Annotated in this window: 16 protein-coding genes; 9 read left to right on the forward strand and 7 right to left on the reverse strand. The window is 67.4% G+C overall.

The genetic code is table 11. From position 1 onward, the window contains the following. Window positions 1–37: 37 nt before the first annotated feature. The 3 genes from AB0L82_RS00615 to AB0L82_RS00625 form a co-directional block, all read right to left on the reverse strand. A complete protein-coding gene (locus tag AB0L82_RS00615) occupies window positions 38–574 on the reverse strand; it encodes a hypothetical protein (protein WP_364628866.1) in 537 nt (178 codons plus the stop codon). Then, a complete protein-coding gene (locus AB0L82_RS00620) occupies window positions 535–987 on the reverse strand; it encodes a hypothetical protein (protein WP_364628869.1) in 453 nt (150 codons plus the stop codon). Before AB0L82_RS00620 ends, AB0L82_RS00615 begins: the two co-directional genes overlap by 40 nt. Before the next feature lie 120 nt (window positions 988–1107). Further along, window positions 1108–1311 carry a hypothetical protein gene (locus AB0L82_RS00625; RefSeq protein ID WP_364628872.1) on the reverse strand — a complete coding sequence of 68 codons (204 nt, stop codon included), beginning with the start codon at window positions 1309–1311 and terminating at the stop codon, window positions 1108–1110. Between the two features lie 83 nt (window positions 1312–1394). Between AB0L82_RS00625 and AB0L82_RS00630 the strand changes: the two genes are divergently transcribed. Both AB0L82_RS00630 and AB0L82_RS00635 read left to right on the forward strand, forming a co-directional pair. Next, complete coding sequence (locus AB0L82_RS00630) at window positions 1395–2420, forward strand: helix-turn-helix transcriptional regulator (protein ID WP_364628875.1); 1026 nt, start codon at window positions 1395–1397, stop codon at window positions 2418–2420. Beyond that, the gene (locus tag AB0L82_RS00635) at window positions 2417–3838 is read left to right on the forward strand and encodes an aminotransferase class I/II-fold pyridoxal phosphate-dependent enzyme (RefSeq protein WP_364628878.1); all 1422 of its coding nucleotides are present in this window, start codon (window positions 2417–2419) and stop codon (window positions 3836–3838) included. The genes AB0L82_RS00630 and AB0L82_RS00635 overlap by 4 nt, the downstream gene beginning before the upstream one ends. A gap of 103 nt (window positions 3839–3941) precedes the next feature. Here the strand turns inward: AB0L82_RS00635 and AB0L82_RS00640 are convergent, their stop codons facing one another. Continuing rightward, window positions 3942–6173: an Rv1355c family protein gene (locus tag AB0L82_RS00640; RefSeq protein WP_364628881.1), complete on the reverse strand. Its 2232-nt coding sequence runs from the start codon at window positions 6171–6173 to the stop codon at window positions 3942–3944. Between the two features lie 36 nt (window positions 6174–6209). Here AB0L82_RS00640 and AB0L82_RS00645 point away from each other — a divergent pair, with 36 nt between their 5' ends. From AB0L82_RS00645 to AB0L82_RS00655, 3 genes are read left to right on the forward strand one after another with little or no spacing between them, the layout of a single operon-like run. Then, complete coding sequence (locus AB0L82_RS00645) at window positions 6210–7547, forward strand: aromatic amino acid ammonia-lyase (protein WP_364628883.1); 1338 nt, start codon at window positions 6210–6212, stop codon at window positions 7545–7547. After that, window positions 7544–7915 carry a hypothetical protein gene (locus tag AB0L82_RS00650; protein ID WP_364628886.1) on the forward strand — a complete coding sequence of 124 codons (372 nt, stop codon included), beginning with the start codon at window positions 7544–7546 and terminating at the stop codon, window positions 7913–7915. The genes AB0L82_RS00645 and AB0L82_RS00650 overlap by 4 nt, the downstream gene beginning before the upstream one ends. Further along, the gene (locus AB0L82_RS00655) at window positions 7916–8977 is read left to right on the forward strand and encodes an aminotransferase class V-fold PLP-dependent enzyme (protein ID WP_364628889.1); all 1062 of its coding nucleotides are present in this window, start codon (window positions 7916–7918) and stop codon (window positions 8975–8977) included. Window positions 8978–8981: 4 nt separating this feature from the next. Here the strand turns inward: AB0L82_RS00655 and AB0L82_RS00660 are convergent, their stop codons facing one another. Together AB0L82_RS00660 and AB0L82_RS00665 are read right to left on the reverse strand one after the other, a co-directional pair. Continuing rightward, window positions 8982–9680, reverse strand: coding sequence for a hypothetical protein (locus AB0L82_RS00660; protein WP_364628891.1), 699 nt, complete (start codon window positions 9678–9680; stop codon window positions 8982–8984). 150 nt (window positions 9681–9830) lie between these two features. Then, entirely contained in the window at window positions 9831–11372 is a 1542-nt protein-coding gene (locus AB0L82_RS00665; protein ID WP_364628894.1) for a carboxylesterase family protein, read from the reverse strand. A 66-nt stretch (window positions 11373–11438) separates the two neighbouring features. Between AB0L82_RS00665 and AB0L82_RS00670 the strand changes: the two genes are divergently transcribed. From AB0L82_RS00670 to AB0L82_RS00680, 3 genes are all read left to right on the forward strand, one after another. Continuing rightward, window positions 11439–12806 (forward strand): ROK family transcriptional regulator, encoded by a 1368-nt coding sequence (locus AB0L82_RS00670; protein ID WP_364628896.1) that lies wholly within the window; start codon window positions 11439–11441, stop codon window positions 12804–12806. Window positions 12807–12894: 88 nt separating this feature from the next. Beyond that, window positions 12895–14244 carry a M20/M25/M40 family metallo-hydrolase gene (locus AB0L82_RS00675; RefSeq protein WP_364628899.1) on the forward strand — a complete coding sequence of 450 codons (1350 nt, stop codon included), beginning with the start codon at window positions 12895–12897 and terminating at the stop codon, window positions 14242–14244. Next, the gene (locus tag AB0L82_RS00680) at window positions 14241–15767 is read left to right on the forward strand and encodes a YfcC family protein (RefSeq protein ID WP_364628902.1); all 1527 of its coding nucleotides are present in this window, start codon (window positions 14241–14243) and stop codon (window positions 15765–15767) included. Before AB0L82_RS00675 ends, AB0L82_RS00680 begins: the two co-directional genes overlap by 4 nt. 1 nt (window position 15768) lies before the next feature. Here the strand turns inward: AB0L82_RS00680 and AB0L82_RS00685 are convergent, their stop codons facing one another. After that, the gene (locus AB0L82_RS00685; protein ID WP_364628905.1) at window positions 15769–16332 is read right to left on the reverse strand and encodes a TetR/AcrR family transcriptional regulator; all 564 of its coding nucleotides are present in this window, start codon (window positions 16330–16332) and stop codon (window positions 15769–15771) included. Between the two features lie 109 nt (window positions 16333–16441). Here AB0L82_RS00685 and AB0L82_RS00690 point away from each other — a divergent pair, with 109 nt between their 5' ends. Next, on the forward strand, window positions 16442–17752 hold the full coding sequence (locus AB0L82_RS00690; RefSeq protein WP_364628908.1) for a family 1 glycosylhydrolase: 1311 nt from the start codon (window positions 16442–16444) through the stop codon (window positions 17750–17752). Window positions 17753–17773 lie beyond the last annotated feature (21 nt).

The following is a 17773-nucleotide window of genomic DNA, read 5'->3' on the forward strand; positions in this document are numbered from 1 at the left end:
CGATGTCCCCTCCGCGCCACCACCGCCCGGCACCCGGTCAGGCTCTGGTGGTGCCGATCAGCAATGCCATCAGCACCAGGCAGGTGGCCGCGGTCATGGAGGACATGGCCCAGCGGCTGATATGCCTGCTGCCGGTGCGGATATTGGTGACGGTGGAGGCCCGGAACTCCCCGGTCCGGCTCCGATGTCCCTCGGCGAAGGCCGGATCACCGCTGTGCAGATCGGTGCCGAACCAGGGCAGGAAATGCAGTGTCCAGCGCACGCCCGCGTCATCGGTGATGCGCAGGCGCATACCGGTGCGCCAGCGAATCGGCGCGAACGGCCGGGCCAGGCGCGAGATGAGCCCGATGCGCGCGCCCGCCACCACATGTACGAGCAGCGCTGCCGCCGCCACCGCGCCGACCGTGGCGGTCATGATCGCGCGTGAGAACGGCGGCAGGCCCTCCAGGAAGAGCGCGGCGGTGGCGAGCAGGAACCAGAACGGTTGCAGCACCGGCATTTCCATCGGTCTCGGATCCACGGTGACGGTCCCGGTCAGGCTCGACCGGCGGTAGCCTGCGGTCGGCAGCGGCACTGCCGCGATCCGAGGCAGCGGCTGTGCGCAGCCGGGGCGGTGCCCGGCCGCGATGTGACCGGTCCAGCCGCAGCGTTGACATCGGAGTGTGGCGTCGGAATACACAGGTTCTCCTGACTGCGGAGCTGATCGCGCTGTGCCATCCGAATCGACAGGCGCAGTACGACTTCCCGCAGGGTGGTGCCGAGTTCAGCGGCCCGGATGGCGGCCAGTTCCAGGGCGAGTTCACCGTCGGCGAGGGCGGGATCGCTCAGGATCTCGTCCAGCACCATGCCGCTGACGGCCTGTTCGAAGCTCAGCGGCCGGTCCGGAAGCCAACTCAATTCCCACTCGTGTTCGGAAGTAGTTGAGCGCAGGGCGATTTCGGGAGTCACGTCACTGGTTATCAACCACGTGGTGAATGCGAGGGCCATGTGAACACCTCCTCGGGAAGTGCAGGCGATTCCGCGGCTGAAACCGCCTGTGCCATCAAGGGTATGCGATATCACACATGGCAAAAAGCGAGTTCTTGTGGTGCAGAGCGCTATTCGAGATCAAGTTGGGATATGAAATATGCTTTCTGATGACTGAGTATCTGGAATCTGCTCACAAATAGGCGGGATCGCTTGAAATCCGAGGCGAAAATGCTTGCCGCAGAGCACGGATGACTGCACCGCACGCTTCGAGTAGCCGCAGTTCGGGCCTGTTTTTTCTGCTGCAATCTTGCAAATCGAAAACTCGCCGGACTTGCCTGGCACACATGACACATCGTGCTTACTATGGGTGCCGCATGGCACGTGGTGGCACGGCTAATTTTCGGAACTCTGATGGGAGAGGCAGCATGTCTCGCTCAGCCGCGGACGGCGAGCAGGTCGGTGAGCTGGTCCGCCGACTCCGCAAGGAACGCGATCTCACGCAGTTGCACCTGGCCGAACAGGTCGGCTGCTCGCGCAGTCTGATCCAGCAGATCGAGAACGGCACTCGCATACCGCCGCTCGCGCTGCGGGAGCGACTGAGTTCGGTTCTGGGCGAACGCATGCCGGTCGTCGGCACCGAAACGCAAGCCGACCTGGTCAGCAGTGATCTGCGCATGCAGTTCAATATCCTGCTCGGCAAGGATCCGGAATCGGTCGCCCGGGTGCTCGCCATCGCCCAGAGCCTGATCGATGTCGGCGCGGCGCGCAGCGAGGTCGCCCCGCTCGGCTTCATCGCCAAACGGCAACTCGAACGCGCGGAAGAGCTTTTGACCCAGATCCCTTCGGGTAGTGCCACGGTATGGGAGTGGAACACCATCAATGACTGGCTGACCGTGCTGGGCCGCGCGTCCCGGGCGATCTGCGCCATTCACACCGCGGATCTCGGCGCCATCGGCGGTGACCTCGGCGATGAATACCACCTGGAGATCATGCGCATCGCGCGCGCCGGGGTGTCGGTGCGCCGGCTCTACGTCATCGACGCCATCGCCGATGTGGTGCCCTATGAGGACAAGATCTGGCAGCAGGTGCGCGCCGGGGTGGAAACGGTGCTGGTGGATCGTGCACACGCCAGCAACGCGCAGAGCATGTTGATCGTCGACGAGAGCTATGTGACCACCGGCGAATACGATTACGCGCGGCGCGAACGCGTCGCTACCCGCTTCTCCGCGCTCAAACACGATGTGCAGTTCGCGCAGAGCAGGTTCGACAAACTATACGAACTCAGGAGTGCCGGAATGGCCCTCGTGGTCAACGAAATCATGGCGCAGCCCACGCTGGCGCGGTTTTCGAGGCTCGGACCCGAAGACAGTCGTGCGCTGTTCCGCGACGCACTGGCCCAATCCTGGGCCGAGGGCGCGGGCGCGTCGAGCGGTGAAGGCGGGTACCGGTGACCGAACGCACGGCAGTGCTGTGCCCGGACCCGGTGCGGTTGACCAATCGCTCCGATGAGCGCAAACAGGCCGCACGCGCCTTCCTCGGCCCCGATCCGCTGTTCCCGGGGACCCGGGGGCGGACCTATCCGGGCATCATCGATGCCTACCACGGCGAGACCGGCTTGGAGATGGACGAGCTCACGGTCGCGGCCCTGAACACCGCCTGGCATGAGCTGATGACCCGCACCCAGCCCGACGAGTACCGGGACGGACGGCTGTACGACAAGAAGCAGCCCCTGGTACTGCGAAAGCTGGCCGCGGACAGTCTCTTCCAGCGGCTGCACGCGCCCGTGCCGGAGGTGGCGGGCGTACGGGTCGATCCCGCCGAGGTGCTGGTGTGCCCGTACTCGAGCACGGTGTTGCTGGAGGAGGCCATCGCCACCATCGCGCGGCCCGATGGCGTGCTGGTGTGTCCCGAGGGGTATTACAAGAGCGCCAGCGTGCATATCGCCAAGTACGGATTGCGCATGGTGTCCAGTGCGGCGACGGCCGATCGCGCGTTCAAGATCGATCCCGTCGAATTGGCGCGGACGCTGGAACTCCATGCCGCACAGGGGAATCTGTGCGGGGTCATGCTCACGCTGCCCGGTAATCCGGTGGTCGCGGACTACACCGTCGCGGAACTGACCGAGATCGGCCGGGTACTGGTCGCGGCCGGGGTGCCGATCATCTGCGATATGTCCTTCGATCTGCTGGTCGATGATCATCTACCGATCGCCGCGATCACCGTTCCGACCGCGGACGGTCCCGTGCGGCTCTATGATCGCGTGCTCAGCATCACGGGAAACTCCAAGGCGTACAACGCATTCGGCCCGAACAAGATCGGTGCGGCGTGTTCGGGCGATAGTGCCTGGCTCGACCAGATCCGCGCGCGACTGGCCGTATCGTTCCAGCGTGAGACCACCCACCTGGCGCGCGCCACCATCGAACATATTTCCCCGGATCAGCTGGCGCACAACCGAAGCCGTCTGCGCGCGCAAGTAGATACGGCCTGGGAACTGCTGGCGGCGGTCAATCTGCGCCTCGGCGCGGAGCTACTGCATCCGCTCGGCAGCAGACAGGGCATGTTCGTCACGGTCGAATTCGACGCCGAACTGCTCACCGCCGCCGGTGTGCACACCAGCCCCGAACTGGAGGACCTGCTGCTCACCATGGCGGGAATCGACAGTGTCGCCCTGGGCCGCACCGGTTCCCACCGCCTCGGCGTCCGCCTCAACGCGGCCGCCCCGCGCTACGGCGCGGGCCAGGAGGACCGGGCACTGGAGCTGCTGCACCAGCTCTTCGATCGCCTCGAATGCCTCATCGAACGCCTGCGCGGCGGCATGACGTACGGGGATGCCTTGTCGGAGCGGCACATTCCCGCCATCGCGTCCTGAGCTAGGAACCGGCCGTCCGCGGATCCCGAGAGGTGATCCGCGCGACGTCATGCTCCCGGCACGAACTGGGTAAGGATGAAGCTCGCCACCAGGATGGCTCGGATCAGCTCAGGGTCAGCACCGATTCCAGGGGCAGGCGCAGTGAGCGGGCGGTGGGCGGTGCGGCGTGCGCCAGGCGGAAGAGCAGGACTTCGGCGTGGTCGGCGGGGGTGTCGAAGAGACGGCGATAGCGCTGGCGCAGGGTGGTCAGCTGGGTGCGTTCCCGGGGGTCCAGGCCCGCGCCGCCACCGCGTTCCAGTCGGGCGAAGAGGTAGGGCAGGGCCGTCATGGGTTGCAGTGCGATGGACTCGCGGGTGGCGGTGAGCCAGAGGCGCTGCATGATTCGGCCGCCGCGCAGATAGCTCTCGCGGCCGATGCCGGGAACGGTGAGCAGGCAGACGGCGGAGGCCGAGGCGACGGCACTGCGCGCGAGGTCCTCCAATGCCCGCCCGCCGCCGATATCGCGCAGACAGCGCATGACATTCCAGTCGCGGACCAGGTGCAGGGCGGTGCGTTCGGCGGCGGTCAGTTCGGCGGTGGCCAGATCGAGGCCGTGCCGCTGGGTGCGGGCTTCCTCCGGGGTCCAGCGATAACCGCGCATGGCTTGGTGATGCATCGACTCGTTCAGCAGGGTGAGGCGGTCCGCCGCGCCTATGAGTGCGCCTGCCTCGTCGAGATCTTTTGGTGTGCAGAGGAATTGCAGATTCGCGCCATGCGATTCGGCGGTGGTGGCGAGCAGGTCGGATATCCGTGGTTCGAGTTCGCGGTGTTCCTGGCGGACGCGATTGGTGATCCGGGTGACCAGGTGCGAGCCGAGCCGGTCGACGGTGAATATCGCTGGTGCGGGGGTGAATTCGACGGTCGCCACCAGATCGGGTGCGGTGGGATCGGGCCAGGTCTCGGGGTGCGCGCACAGCCCGAGCTGGGCGGCGGCCAGCTCGATATTCTCCAGCAGCGCGCCGAAACCCACCCAGGTGGCGCAGTTCTCGAAATCCAGGGCGGGCAGATCGCGCGCCGGATCGTGGCGGCATTCCAACCGGGCGTGATCGCGCCGCCAATGCAGCGTCCAGGGCTGGGCATTGTGCGCGGACGGGGCGAGGGTGCCCAGGGCGGCGATCCAGCGCACGGCGTCATCGGCGAGCACCTCGCCGTTGTTCGATACGTCTCGGCCGGTGGGTTTCGGCGGTAGCGACGGGGTGGTACGAGCTTCGGGGGCGATGGCGAATTGCGGTGCGGGAGTGACCGGTTCGCGGTAGAGCGCATGGCGTTCGGTGACGAGTTCGCCCGGGTCGACGTGATAGCGGCCGGAGGGGATGTCCTCGCCCAAGAGCAGGCGGCGGGCGGTGTCGGCGAGTATCGCGCCGCCGAGTGCCACGCCCGAGGCCAGTTGCGGCCAGCTGCCGATGGAGTGGCCGACCTCGGGTAGTGACGCGGCGGCGCGGGTGCTGGGCGCGCCGAGGATGGCCATGATGTGCGGGATCTTGTCCCGGGTGGACAGGCCCCGGAGTTCTTCGGCGCGCAGCGATCCCAGCAGACCGTGCAGCAGCGGCCGGCCCGGCTCCAGATCGAAGCGTTCGACGTCCAGCATGCCGCGGTCGCTGGTCTCCATCAGCACCGGAATGCCGTGCGCGCGTGCGCGTTCCCGGATCAGCACCTTGGTGTGCAGGTCATCGCATTCCTCGATGAGCAGGTCCAGCCGCCCGCCGCCGAGCAGGAAGTCGTCGACGAACGAGTCGCGAATACCGTTGCTGTGCAGTTCGATTCGCAGGAACGGATCGATCTCCAGCAATTGCCGGGCGGCCAGCACCGTCTTGTCGACGCCGAGGTCGGCCACCCGCGCGCGCAGCCGGTTCAGGTTGGTGAGGCCGAGCCGGTCGAAGTCGGCGAGTTTGAACTCCCCGCCGATGCCCTCCATCGCGAGGGTGACCGCCGCGGCGTTGCCGACCGAGAGTCCGACGATGCCGATGCGCATACCGGCCAGCCGCTGCTGTTCTGCGCGGGTGATCTTGTACCGATTGCGGTCGGCGCGCACCGCGCGGAACTCCTTCTCGGGCAGCAGATGTACGAGATCGCCCGTCCACGGGTACCAGACCCACACGCCGTACTCGGCGAGATCGCCCGGCGTCGCGGTACCGCGTGACGTTCCGAGTTGCCGCAATTGTCCGGTAATCGTGTCATGTATTCGCGGGTCGGCCGAGGCGCGGAGTTCGGCGAGCGCGAGCCGATCCCTTTCCGAGGCCGCATTGAATTGAACTGGCCGCCATTCAGAATTGCTCGCGTCGATCCGGGTCCGCATTATTCAGGTCTACACCCGGAACACTCGATCATGGCTATGATTGGAATAGCTGATCACTGGCTGAATATCGCCTGTTTCCATTGCTCTACTGCGTCATCGAATGCTGCGAACTGGTGCTCGGAGTTGGTGCGCGCCATGCTGCTCGCGCGGGTGTGGAGCCTGGCGCACGGTAATTCCGGCGCCTCGCCCGCGATACTGCACCGCCTGGTCGAGGTGCTCGGCACCGGCCTGGCCCCGGTGGTACCGGAGTACGGATCCGTCGGCGCGAGCGGGGATCTGGTGCCGCTCGCGCACGCGACCGCCGCTCTGATGGGACGCGGGGACATGTTCGAGGGCGTGGAACGGCTGCCCGCCGGGGTCGCGCTCACCCGTGCGGGCCTGGCGCCGCTGCCGCTGGCGGGCCGCGATGGACTGGCCCTGGTCAACGGCACCGCGCTGACCGGCGCGGCGGGCGGGCTGGCCTGTGCGGCGGGCGGGCTGGCCTGTGCGCAGGCGTCGCGCGCGGTGCGCACCAGCCTGCTGCTCACCGCGGCGCTCGCCGAAATCCTCGGTGTGGATACCGAATTCGCCGACGCGGCACTGGCCGAAGCCTCCGGGCACGGCGACGCGGGAATGGCGGCCCGGCTATTGCGCGCTCTGCTGGCGGGTTCGGTGCCCTCCGGTACGCGTCCGCTACAGGAGCCGTACAGCCTGCGCTGTGTACCGCAGCTGGTCGGTGCGGCGCTCACCTCGGTCCGGCACGCGACCAGCGTCGTGACCGCAGATCTCAATGGGGTCAGCGACAATCCGCTGTTCTTCCTGCGGGTGGGGGAGGTGGTACACGGCGGCAATTTCTTCGGTCAGCCGGTCGCCTTCGCCGCGGATCTGGTCTCCAGCGCGCTCACCCAGCTCGCCAATCTCGCTGAGCGGCAACTGGATCTGCTCATGGATCCGCACCACAATACCGGCTTGCCGCCGTCGCTGTCCGCCGCGCCGGGCCGCAGGCACGGGTTGACCGGTGTGCAGATCGCGGCCACCGCCATCGTGGTGGCCATGCGGCGCGCGGCCATTCCCGCTGCGATGCAGAGTATTTCCACCAACCAGCACAACCAGGACATCGTCCCGTTCGGTACGCAGGCCGCGCTCACCGCGTACGAGCAGGCGCGCAAGCTGCGCTGGATACACGGTTCTCTCGCGGTGGGGTTGCGGCAGGCGCTGCACCTGGCGGACAACCCGCCGCTGTCGGCGGCCGGTGCGGCCTTCTTCGAACAGCTTTGCGCCGCAGTCGCTCCCGTCGATCCGGACCGGCCGCTCGATGCGGATGTGCGGCGCGCGGCCGATCTGCTGGACGACATATCGGCCGCCGAACCGGAATTCGGAGGGCAATGGAAATGACCGTCGCACCGGAAGACCCCGGCAAACTGCTGCTGTGCCTCGAATCCACGGTAGGTGCACCACAATCCGATATCGAGCTACCGCCATGGCTGGTCGAGCTGCGTGAATGCCGGGCGCGCATAGCGTGGAACAGCGGCCGCCGCCCCGATTTCCGGCAAACCGACGGCACTTTCGTCGATCCGGACCCGCACGACCTGCGCGCCTATCACCTCATGGTGCGAACCGATGCGGGCGAGCTGATCGCGTGCTGTCGCTACGCGCCGCTGGAAGCGGCCGTATCGAACCCCACCGCAGCGGAGCGTGAATCATGCCAGTTCCGGTACCGGTGGATATTTCGCACCGAATGCCGGGATGGGCAGACTTGGTAGATGACGATCGCGTCGAATCCGGCCCTGCTGTCCGATACCGTCCGGGAGGCGTTCGCCCCGACGGTCACCTATCTGAACGCGGCCGGGTACGGACTCATGCCCAGCGCGGTGCTGCATGCCGTCGAGGCGGCCGAACGCGGCAGGGCGAGCGGTGAATTCGAGATAGCGGACGTCGACGCCACCATGCGCGCCTGCCGTGCCGCCTTCGGCGCACTGGTCGGGGTGCGCCCGGATCAGGTGGCGGTCGGGGCGCAGGTGTCCCAGCTCGTCGGGCTGATCGCGCAGAGCCTGCCCGCCGGTGCCCAGGTGCTGGTGGGCGAACATGAATTCACCTCGGTGACATGGCCTTTCCTGGCGCGCGATGATCTGCGGGTGCGGATCGTTCCCATGGCGGAACTGGCCGCGTCGGTGCTGCCGGAGGATGATGTGGTGGCCGTCGCCGCGGTCCAATCGGCCGATGGCTACGTGGTGGACGCCGCGGCGCTGACCGCCGCCGCACACGCCAACGGCGCGCGCGTACTGCTCGATGTGAGTCAGGCCGCGGGCTGGCTTCCGGTGCACGACACCGGCGCGGATTGGATTGTCAGCGTCGGGTTCAAATGGCTGCTGGGTCCCAAGGGCACCGCCTTCCTGGCCGGAACCGATGCCGCGCTCGATGCGCTGCGACCGATCGCCGCGGGCTGGTACGCCGGGGACGAGCCGTGGCAGACCTGCTACGACGCGCCCCTGCGACTGGCGCGCGATGCCCGCAGATTCGATGTCTCGCCGGTCTGGCCCGCCTGGCTCGGCCAGCGCCCGGCGCTGGAACTACTGCTCGAGGTGGGCATCGAGAACATCCGGCGGCACAATCTCGCGCTCGCGAACCGCCTGCGCGCGGGTCTCGCTCTGCCCGTGGGTAATTCGGCCATTCTGTCGGTACCGGTGGCACCGGAGACGCTGGAGCGATTGCGCTCCGCGCGGGTGATCGGTGCCGTGCGAGCCGGGCGGCTGCGGCTGGGCTGCCACCTCTACAACACCGAGGCCGATATCGACCGGGCCTTGAACGTGCTCACCGATCACTGACCGGTCAGATCGGCTGGAAGCCCGCGCCCAGGCCGCCGTGCGCGTCCGCGTCCGCCCGAATCGCGTCGAAGGACACCGCGACCACCGGCGAATGCAGTGGATTGGCGGAATTGGTGCAGCTGAAACGCATTCCGGCGGTGTCACTGATCAGCGCCCGCGACACCAGCCCCACCAGCCGATTACCGACGGTCAGCGGACCACCCGAATCGCCGTAGCTCGAACACGCCTGATCGATGAAACCGCCCGGCCCCGCGGACCATACGACGCCGCAGGCGAATCCGATGGTGCGCCCGTTCTGGCAGGCCACATCCAAAGCGGTGGGCGCGGAGCCGATCTCGGTGATGGTGGTCGCGCCCACCGTGCGCAGCGGGGTCACCTTGGCGGGATCGAATTCGATGACGCCGTAATCGAGATCATTGTCGGAGTCCCGCATCACCCCGACCACGCCCGCGTCCGGGAACTGCTCGCCGCGCACCGGTGTCCCCGCTTCGGCGCAGTGTCCGGCGGTGAAGCCGACCAGGCGGCCGGCGGCGTCATTGCCGATGGTGGTGAGCGTGCATTTGGTGGACCGGCCGAGCACGATTCCGGATCCGCCGCCCAGCGCGGCCTCGGTCTCGCCCGGCGCGGCCTGCGCCTGCGTGACCGGCAGCCCGAGCATGGCCATCATGACGGCGGGCACGGCCCACCGGCGAAATCCGAGCATCTGGAACCACCCATCCGTCTCGACACCCTCCGACCTCGGAGTTGCCCTCAGTTTGCCATTGCGGTGCATGGACGGGGCATACCCGGTGCGCCCGCCGTCACGCTCGCCGGTCGATATTCGGCGTGGCGGCGGGCGCGGCCGGTTTCCGGGTCAGCGCGACCAGAGCGCCCTCTGACCGGCGAAGGGATCGGCCTGCACCCGGGGTGAATCCGACCAGATCATGGTCTGACGCTGCTCCGGGGTGTATCGCGGCCAGGCCGCACCCGGATCGCCGGAGGTGATGAAGGACACCCAGGATTTGTGCACCGCGTCCGCGAGGGACTGCGGCGGATTGTCACCGGCCACCGCGGTGGCGCCCTGCGCCTTCAGGCAGTCGAAGGCGAACGGCACATCCAGGCAGTGGAAGGAGCTGCCCTGGAATTTCGGTGCGCTCGACGCCCAGGTGAACTCGTACAGCCAGGTGGGCTGATTGCGGGTCGCGCGGTCCTCGGCCAGCCGGTAGGTGGGTGCGCGCAGCAAGAGATCACTCTGCGCCTGGCCGAGCAGCTGTGCGGCATTGTCACCGGGGTACGCGGTGCGGAAGGCGTCGATATCGCCGGGCGGCAGGCCCATGGCGGCGAAGGCGACGGGCAGGGTGGCATCGGTGACCGGCTGCTCGCTCGCCATACCGTTGAATTCGTCGCGGGTGAAGCCGAGCAGCAGCGGAACATTGGTCGCCCCACCGGATTTCAGCAGCTCCGGGGTGGACCGCGGAATGGTGCCGCCGTCGGCGAACGGGGCCAGTCCCAGGGCGGACACGGTCCCGCTGTCGGGGCCGATGGCGCGCAGCTTATCCTCGAGATCCTGAATCCGGCTGCCGGACAACCCATTCAGCGCAGCCGTCGTGGCGGGCAGGCCGGTGCGCCTGGTGAACAGTTCGGCCTCGGCCACCGCGGTCGCCAGATCATTGGGCTGGGACACCGCACCGGAGGCCGAAATGCCCGCGTGGAAAAGACCTTTCGCGGACGGTGCGGCCATGAGCGCCCACACCGCGCCGCCGCCCGCGGACTGTCCGGCGATCGTCACCCGGCCCGGATCACCGCCGAAGGCCGCGATATTGTCGCGCACCCAGGTCAGCGCCGCGATCCAGTCCAGCACCCCGCGATTGTCCGGTGCGCCCTGGACCCGCAGGAACCCCTCGATGCCGAGCCGATAGCCGACGGACACCACGATCACGCCGTCCCGATTGAAGGCCGCCCCGTCGTACCAGGGACTGGCCGCACTGCCCGCCACGAAGCCGCCGCCGTGAATCCACACCAGCACGGGCAGTTTCGCGCCGGTATCGGGTGTGAAGACGTTCAGGTTGAGCACCCCGTCGCCCGGGATGCTCGGCTCCGGAATCGCGGTCACCTCGGAGAGCCCCTTGCGCTGCGCGGTGGGCCCGTACTTCGTGCAATCGAGCGGTTCATGCCACGGGGTCGGCGGTACGGGGGCCGCGAATCGCAGCTCACCCACCGGGGGCTGCGCGTAGGGGATACCCAGATACGCGGTGCCGGTCTCGCGCCGCACCCCTGTGACCGGTCCGTACGTGGTGATGACCGTATCCGCCGGGCCGGTCTTGTCATCGGACTTGCTGGTCGAACATGCGGTGGCCAAGGCCAATACGCCCGTTCCGAGCAGTAGTGAGCGGCGTCCGAAGTGCGGTACTGGCATGGCGAACCTCTGGTCCATATTTAAGTCAACGGTTGAAATAATTATGGGCCAGCATAATGTCGACCTGTGAAGCACGCACATCCGCAGGGGGACATCGCGCGGCGCCCGGCCGATTCCGCCGCGGTGCGCCGCCGCAATCTGGGTGCGGTGCTGCGGCATATCGCCGAGCACGGGCCGTGCGCGCGGACCGAAATCGCGACCGCCACCGGATTGGCGCACGGTTCGGTCACCGCGCTCGTCGGCGATCTGATCGAGCGCGGACTCGTGTACGAGGACGATGCGTTGCGCAGTGGCGGGCGGGGTCGCCCGGGTCGTCCGCTGCGGCTCGCCGCGCGCCGCGCGCTGTCGGTGGCCGTGCAGATCACCGCCGAGCAATTGCGCGTGGTCGTCGCCGATCTCGGGGGTGAGATCGTCTGGCGCGAGTCCGCACCGCATCGCAGTGCGCCCGGCCGACCGGAATCCATGGCCGACGCGGTCGCGGCGGCCGTGCTGCGCGCCGAGCGAGCCGCCGTCGCGACGGTGCGATCGGAACGCGGTGCTGTCGGGCGGACCGCCGTCGAAAGCGATTCCGCCGCAGCTGCTTCCGGCGCGATCGGCGCGGGCGGGCGAGCGGGCGAGCCGGATTCGGCAGATTCGATACCGGTGCGGATCGTGATCGCGATGGCGGGGCCGGTGCGCGATGACGCCGCGCAAACGGTCATGGCTGCGGCGGATTTCGGGTGGTTGGAGCCGGTGCGGCTGGGGGAGCTGGTGGCGGAGCGACTGCCCGGGATCGGGTGTCCGATCGATGTGGTCAATGACGGGAATTCTGCGGCGCTGGCCGAGTATCACGCGCGCGGTCGGCGGGGCAGGCTGGTGCTGATCGAGGCGGGCACCGGTATCGGCGGTGGCGTTGTGCTGAACGGGCGCATTGAAATCGGCAGTCACGGGGTGGCGGGGGAGCCGGGGCATATGCCGGTCGCGCTGGACGGGCCGGTATGCCTGTGCGGGGCGCGCGGATGTCTGGTGCTCTATGCCGGGCCGGAGGCGGTGCTCACCGCGGCTGGACTGGGGGAGGAGTTCGCCCGCGACGGGCTCGAGGCCGCCTCGGCGCTGTTGATCGACGCGCTGGCGGCGGGTGAGGCCCGCGCGGCGGCCGCGCTGGAGACCGCGGGGCATGCGCTCGGCGCGGTGATCATGAGCATCACCGCACTGCTGGATGTGGATGAGGTCGTGCTCGGCGGGCTGCTGGCGCAATGGTTTCCCTGGCTGGAGCCGACCATCACGGCTCGGCTGGCCGGGCGGCGGGCACTGGCGCGCGGGGTGGAACTCGGAATCGGACCGGCGGTGCTGGGGGAGGACGCCATGCTGCTCGGGGCAATCGAATTCGCCAGGCGCACAGTGCTTTCCGATCCGGCCGCGGTGCCGGTGCGGATGGACGCGCCCGGGGTCTGAAACACGCCAGCATCGGCGTGACCTGGTGGTTCGGCAAAGATCGCCACAGATTCGCTGATCTGACCGCGAGTGGTGGTTTCATAGCGGAATGGATCTGCGGCCGGACCTGCGTGGCACTGTCGGCGACCTCATGCCCGAGCTGAAGGATCTGCTCGAGCGGCTGGTCGCAATCCCCTCCATCGCCTTCCCGGACTATCCGAAAGAGAATGTGCAGCGCGCGCACGATCTGGTAGCGGATGAGTTGCGAAAGTCCGGAGTCGCGGATATCTCGGTACTGAATCTGCCGGATACCTCCCCGGTCATCTACGGCCGGATTCCACCGCCGCCCGGCGCGCCGACCGTACTGCTCTACGGCCACTACGACGTTCAGCCCTCGGGCGATGAAAGTCTGTGGAATACACCGCCGTTCACGCCGACCGAAAAGGACGGCGCGATCTACGGGCGCGGCGCGGCGGACTGCAAGGCCAATGTCGTCGCCCATATCGGGGCGCTGCGGGCCTACGGCGGCAAACCGCCGGTCGGGGTCACCATCGTCATCGAGGGCCAGGAGGAGTACGGCTCCGGCTTCGACGACTATCCGGGGGAGAAGCCGGACCTGTTCCAGGCCGATGCCCTGCTCATCTGCGATGCCGGGAATATCCGCGCGGGCACGCCCACCCTGGTCACCGCATTGCGCGGTGTCGCGGACGTTTTCGTCGAGGTGCGCACGCTCGCCGCCCCCGTGCACTCGGGGCAGTTCGGCGGTGCCGCCCCGGACGCGCTGCTCGCACTGGTGGCCGGGCTCGCCACCCTGCACGACGCGGATGGCAATGTGGCCGTGAAAGGTCTGCGCCGGGACGACTGGACCGGTGCGAACTACACCGATCAGGAATTCGCCGAAATCACCGGTATGGCACCGGGAATGCCGCTACTCGGCACCGGGCCGATCGGTGAGCGCATCTGGTACGGCCCGGCCATCACGGTGATCGGCCTGGACGCGCCACCGGTGAAAACCGCTGCGTCGGCAGTGGTTCCGTACGCCAAGGCATATCTGAACGTGCGCGTGCACCCGGAGCAGGATCCGGCCGAGGGGCAGCGCGCGGTCATCGAACATCTGAAGAAGGTCAAGCCGTACGGCATCGAACTGACCGTCACGGGTGGTGATGTCGGCGCCGGATTCGCCGCCGGGACAACCGGTCCCGCGTACGCCGCCATGCGGGAAGCCATGGGCAAGGCATGGAATACCGAGGTCGTCGATTCGGCCATGGGCGGCTCCATTCCGCTCACCAATTCCATGGCCGCGGCCAATCCGAACGCCGAGGTGATCATGATCGGCGCGGAGGACTCCAAATGCAATATGCACGGCTTCAATGAGCGAGTCCTGTTGAGCGAGTTGAGCAATACCGCGCTCGCCGAGGCCGAGTTCTTCCAGCTGTTCGCGAACAGGATGCGCAAATGAGCGACACCACGGTGGCCGATCCGGCTCCCGCTCCGAAACCCGCGCAGCACAAGAAGAAACGCGGCTTCCCCTCCACCTACACGATTCTGGCGGGCGTCACGGTCGCGGTGTGGCTGGCGGCCTTCGTGATTCCGCCGGGTGCGTACCAGGTGGACGATAAGGGCCACACCATCGCCGGGTCGTACCACCGCATCGAGGGTGCGAAGGGTTTCGGTGAGCGCCTGCGGGATCTGTTCCTCGCGCCGGTGAACGGGCTCTACGGGATTCAGGGGCAGGACGGTCAGGTCGCGCCCGACAGTTCCGGCGCGCTCTACGGTGCGGCGGCGGTCTTCCTGTTCGTGCTCGCGGTGGGCGCGTTCATCACCGTCGCCTTCGCCACCGGAGCGCTGGACAGCGGTATCGGTCGGCTGGCCTACAAACTGCGCAGCCGGTCCTTCCTGCTCATCGTCGGCATCATGGTGGTGTTCGCCATCGCGGGCACGGTGGAGGGCTTCGCGGAGGAAACGCTGGGCTTCTACGCGCTGCTGGTCCCGCTGATGCTCGCGCTCGGTTATGACCGTATGACGGCGGTCGGGGCGATCATCGCGGGTGCGGGCATCGGCGTGCTGTGTTCCACGGTCAACCCGTTCGCCACCGGCACCGCCTCCTCGGCGGCGAATGTGGCCATCGGCGACGGCATCGTGCTGCGACTGGCCATGCTGGTGGTGCTCACCATCGTCACCGTCGCGTATGTGCTCTGGTATGCCCGGCGGGTCAAGAACGATCCGGACAAGTCCTGGTCCGGCTGGCAGCCCGGGGACCGGGATGTGAAAGCCGAAGAGCACGAACCGGATCCGCTGACCGCGCGGCAGGTCGCGGTGCTGTGGCTGGTCGGGCTCACCTTCGCGTTCATGATCTTCTCGATCATCCCGTGGGGCACGGTGATCAATGGCCCGGACGCGAAATCCTTTCCTTGGGAACTGGATTGGTATTTCCCGGAGCTGACCGCGCTGTTCCTGGTCGGTGCGGTGGTGATCGGCCTGGTGGGCGGGCTCGGCGAGGGCAAGATGTCCGAGGCTATCGGCAAGGGATTCGGCGATTTCGTCGGCGCGGGCATCGTGATCGTGCTGGCGCGCGGGGTCACGGTGATCATGAACAACACCCAGATCACCAGTACCGTGCTGCACGCGCTGGAGGGCGTGGTGACCGGGACGTCGTCGGCGGTGTTCGCGGTCGCGGTATTCCTGGTGAATGTGCCGCTCGCCTTCCTGATTCCGTCCACGTCGGGGCATGCCACGCTGGCCATGCCGATCATGGCCCCGCTCGCGGATTTCGCGAATGTGCCGCGCTCGCTGGTGGTCACGGCATGGCAGTCGGCCTCGGGCTGGGCGAATCTGGTCACGCCGACCACCGCCGTGGTGACCGGTGGTATCGCACTGGCCAAGGTGCGCTACGACCGGTACGTCAAGTTCATCGCGCCGCTGATGGGCATTCTGTTCGTGCTGATCTGCGTATTCCTGGCCGTCGCGGCCTGGATCGGCTGACTCAGCGAATCAGGTTGCGCCAGCACCGTTCCAGATGCGCGGCCATATCGAAGCTCGGATCGATGAGCCAGCGCGATTGCAGGCCGTCGGCGAGGGCGAACAGGGTGGTGGCGGCGTCGTCGGGATCCAGGTGCGCGGGCAGTCGCCCGGCATCGCGCAGGGTGCGCAGGGAATGCGAAAAGCCTTCGATGCCAAGGCGATACCGTTCGCGCATATAGTCGTGCGCGGGGTGGCGGGGGTCGGCGGCGGCCGCCTGCATATGGGTGAACAGTTCGATGAGCCCCGGCACCCGGGCATTGCGCCGCACCACGTCGATGAAGGCTTCCGGAGTGTATTCGGCCGCGGCCGCCACATCGGTCTCATCGCGGCGGCGCAGCACCGCGACGAACAGTTCCTCCTTGGAACCGAAGTAGTGCAGCAGACCGCCCTGGCTCAGGCCGACCGCCTCGGCCAGTTCGGCGACCGAGGTGGCCAGATAGCCGCGCTCGGCAATGGTGCGCAGCGCGGCGTCGAGAATCTGCTCTCGCCGCTCGATGCCCTTGCCATAGGGTCCCCGTTTCGCCACGCACAGAGTCTAAAGCCAGGTCCGGGGTGTTCTTGCCACTCAAAACCGAGCGCTGTACGGTTTTCAATGCGGCCGCTGCCGCGCCCGAGCGAAGGAGAATCCGGTTCCGATGCGTGTCCGTCCTCGATATTTCGCCCCCGCCGCCCTGGTCGCCGCCACCCTCGTACTTGGCATCACCCCGGCCGCCGCCCGTCCCGCCCCGCCGACCCAGGTCGCGCCGCTGGGCAGCGATTTCCTCTGGGGTGTGGCGGCCTCCGGCTTCCAATCCGAGGGCGATGCCCCCGACAGCAATTGGTCGCGCTACGTGGCGCAGGGCAAAACCGATGACCCGTACCGGGACTCGATCGACTTCCACTCCCGCTTCCGGTCGGATATCCAGCTCGCCAAGAACCTCGGCGTGAAGGTGTACCGCATGGGCATCGAATGGGCTCGCGTACAACCGCAACCCGGCGTATGGGACGAGAACGGCCTGAAGTTCTACGATGACGTCATCTCCACCATCACCGCCGCGGGCATGCAACCCATGCTCACCCTCGACCACTGGGTCTACCCCGGCTGGGAGGTCGATCGCGGCGGCTGGAACAACCCCGCCATCGTGCCGGACTGGCTGGCCAACGCGCGCACCGTCGTGGACCGCTACGCCCATTTCAACCCGCTCTGGGTCACCTTCAACGAGCCGGTCATGTACATGCTCAACGAGACCCGCCACGGCGGTATCTCGGCCGCGGCCATTCCCGCCATGACCGATCGAATCGCCCAGGCGCACAACGGCATCTACGACTACATCCATCGGGTGCAGCCGGGAGCCATGGTGACGAGCAATGTCGCCTACATCCCTACGGCCGAGGACGCGATCAACGGCCCGCTCATGAACGCGATCGCCGCCAAGCTGGACTACATCGGCATCGACTACTACTACGGCATGTCCCCGGACGATATGCGCGCGATCTCCACCGAACTCTGGAAGAACTCATTGCAGCCCGAGGGCATCTACTATGCGCTGCAACACTATTCACGGGCATTCCCGGATAAACCGCTCTATATCGTCGAGAACGGCATGCCCACCGAGAACGGCCTCCCGCGCGCCGACGGCTACACCCGTGCCGACGACCTCCGCGATACCGTCTACTGGATCCAGCGCGCCAAGGCCGACGGTATGAACGTCATCGGCTACAACTACTGGAGCCTCACCGACAATTACGAATGGGGTTCCTACACACCCCGTTTCGGTCTCTACACGGTGGATGTGCTGACCGATCCCACCCTTACTCGCAAACCCACCGACGCGGTTCCGGCCTATACGGCCATCACCGCCAACAGCGGTGTCCCGGCCGATTATCGCCCCACCCGCGACCCCAAGGCATGCTCCCTGGTGGACGCCCTGGCCAGCTGCGCCGATCCGGTCACCGTCCCGCGCTGATCGGACGCAAACGCCCCCGGC

The sequence above is a fragment of the Nocardia sp. NPDC052001 genome, assembly GCF_040680615.1.
In the GTDB taxonomy this organism is placed as follows: Bacteria; Actinomycetota; Actinomycetes; order Mycobacteriales; family Mycobacteriaceae; genus Nocardia.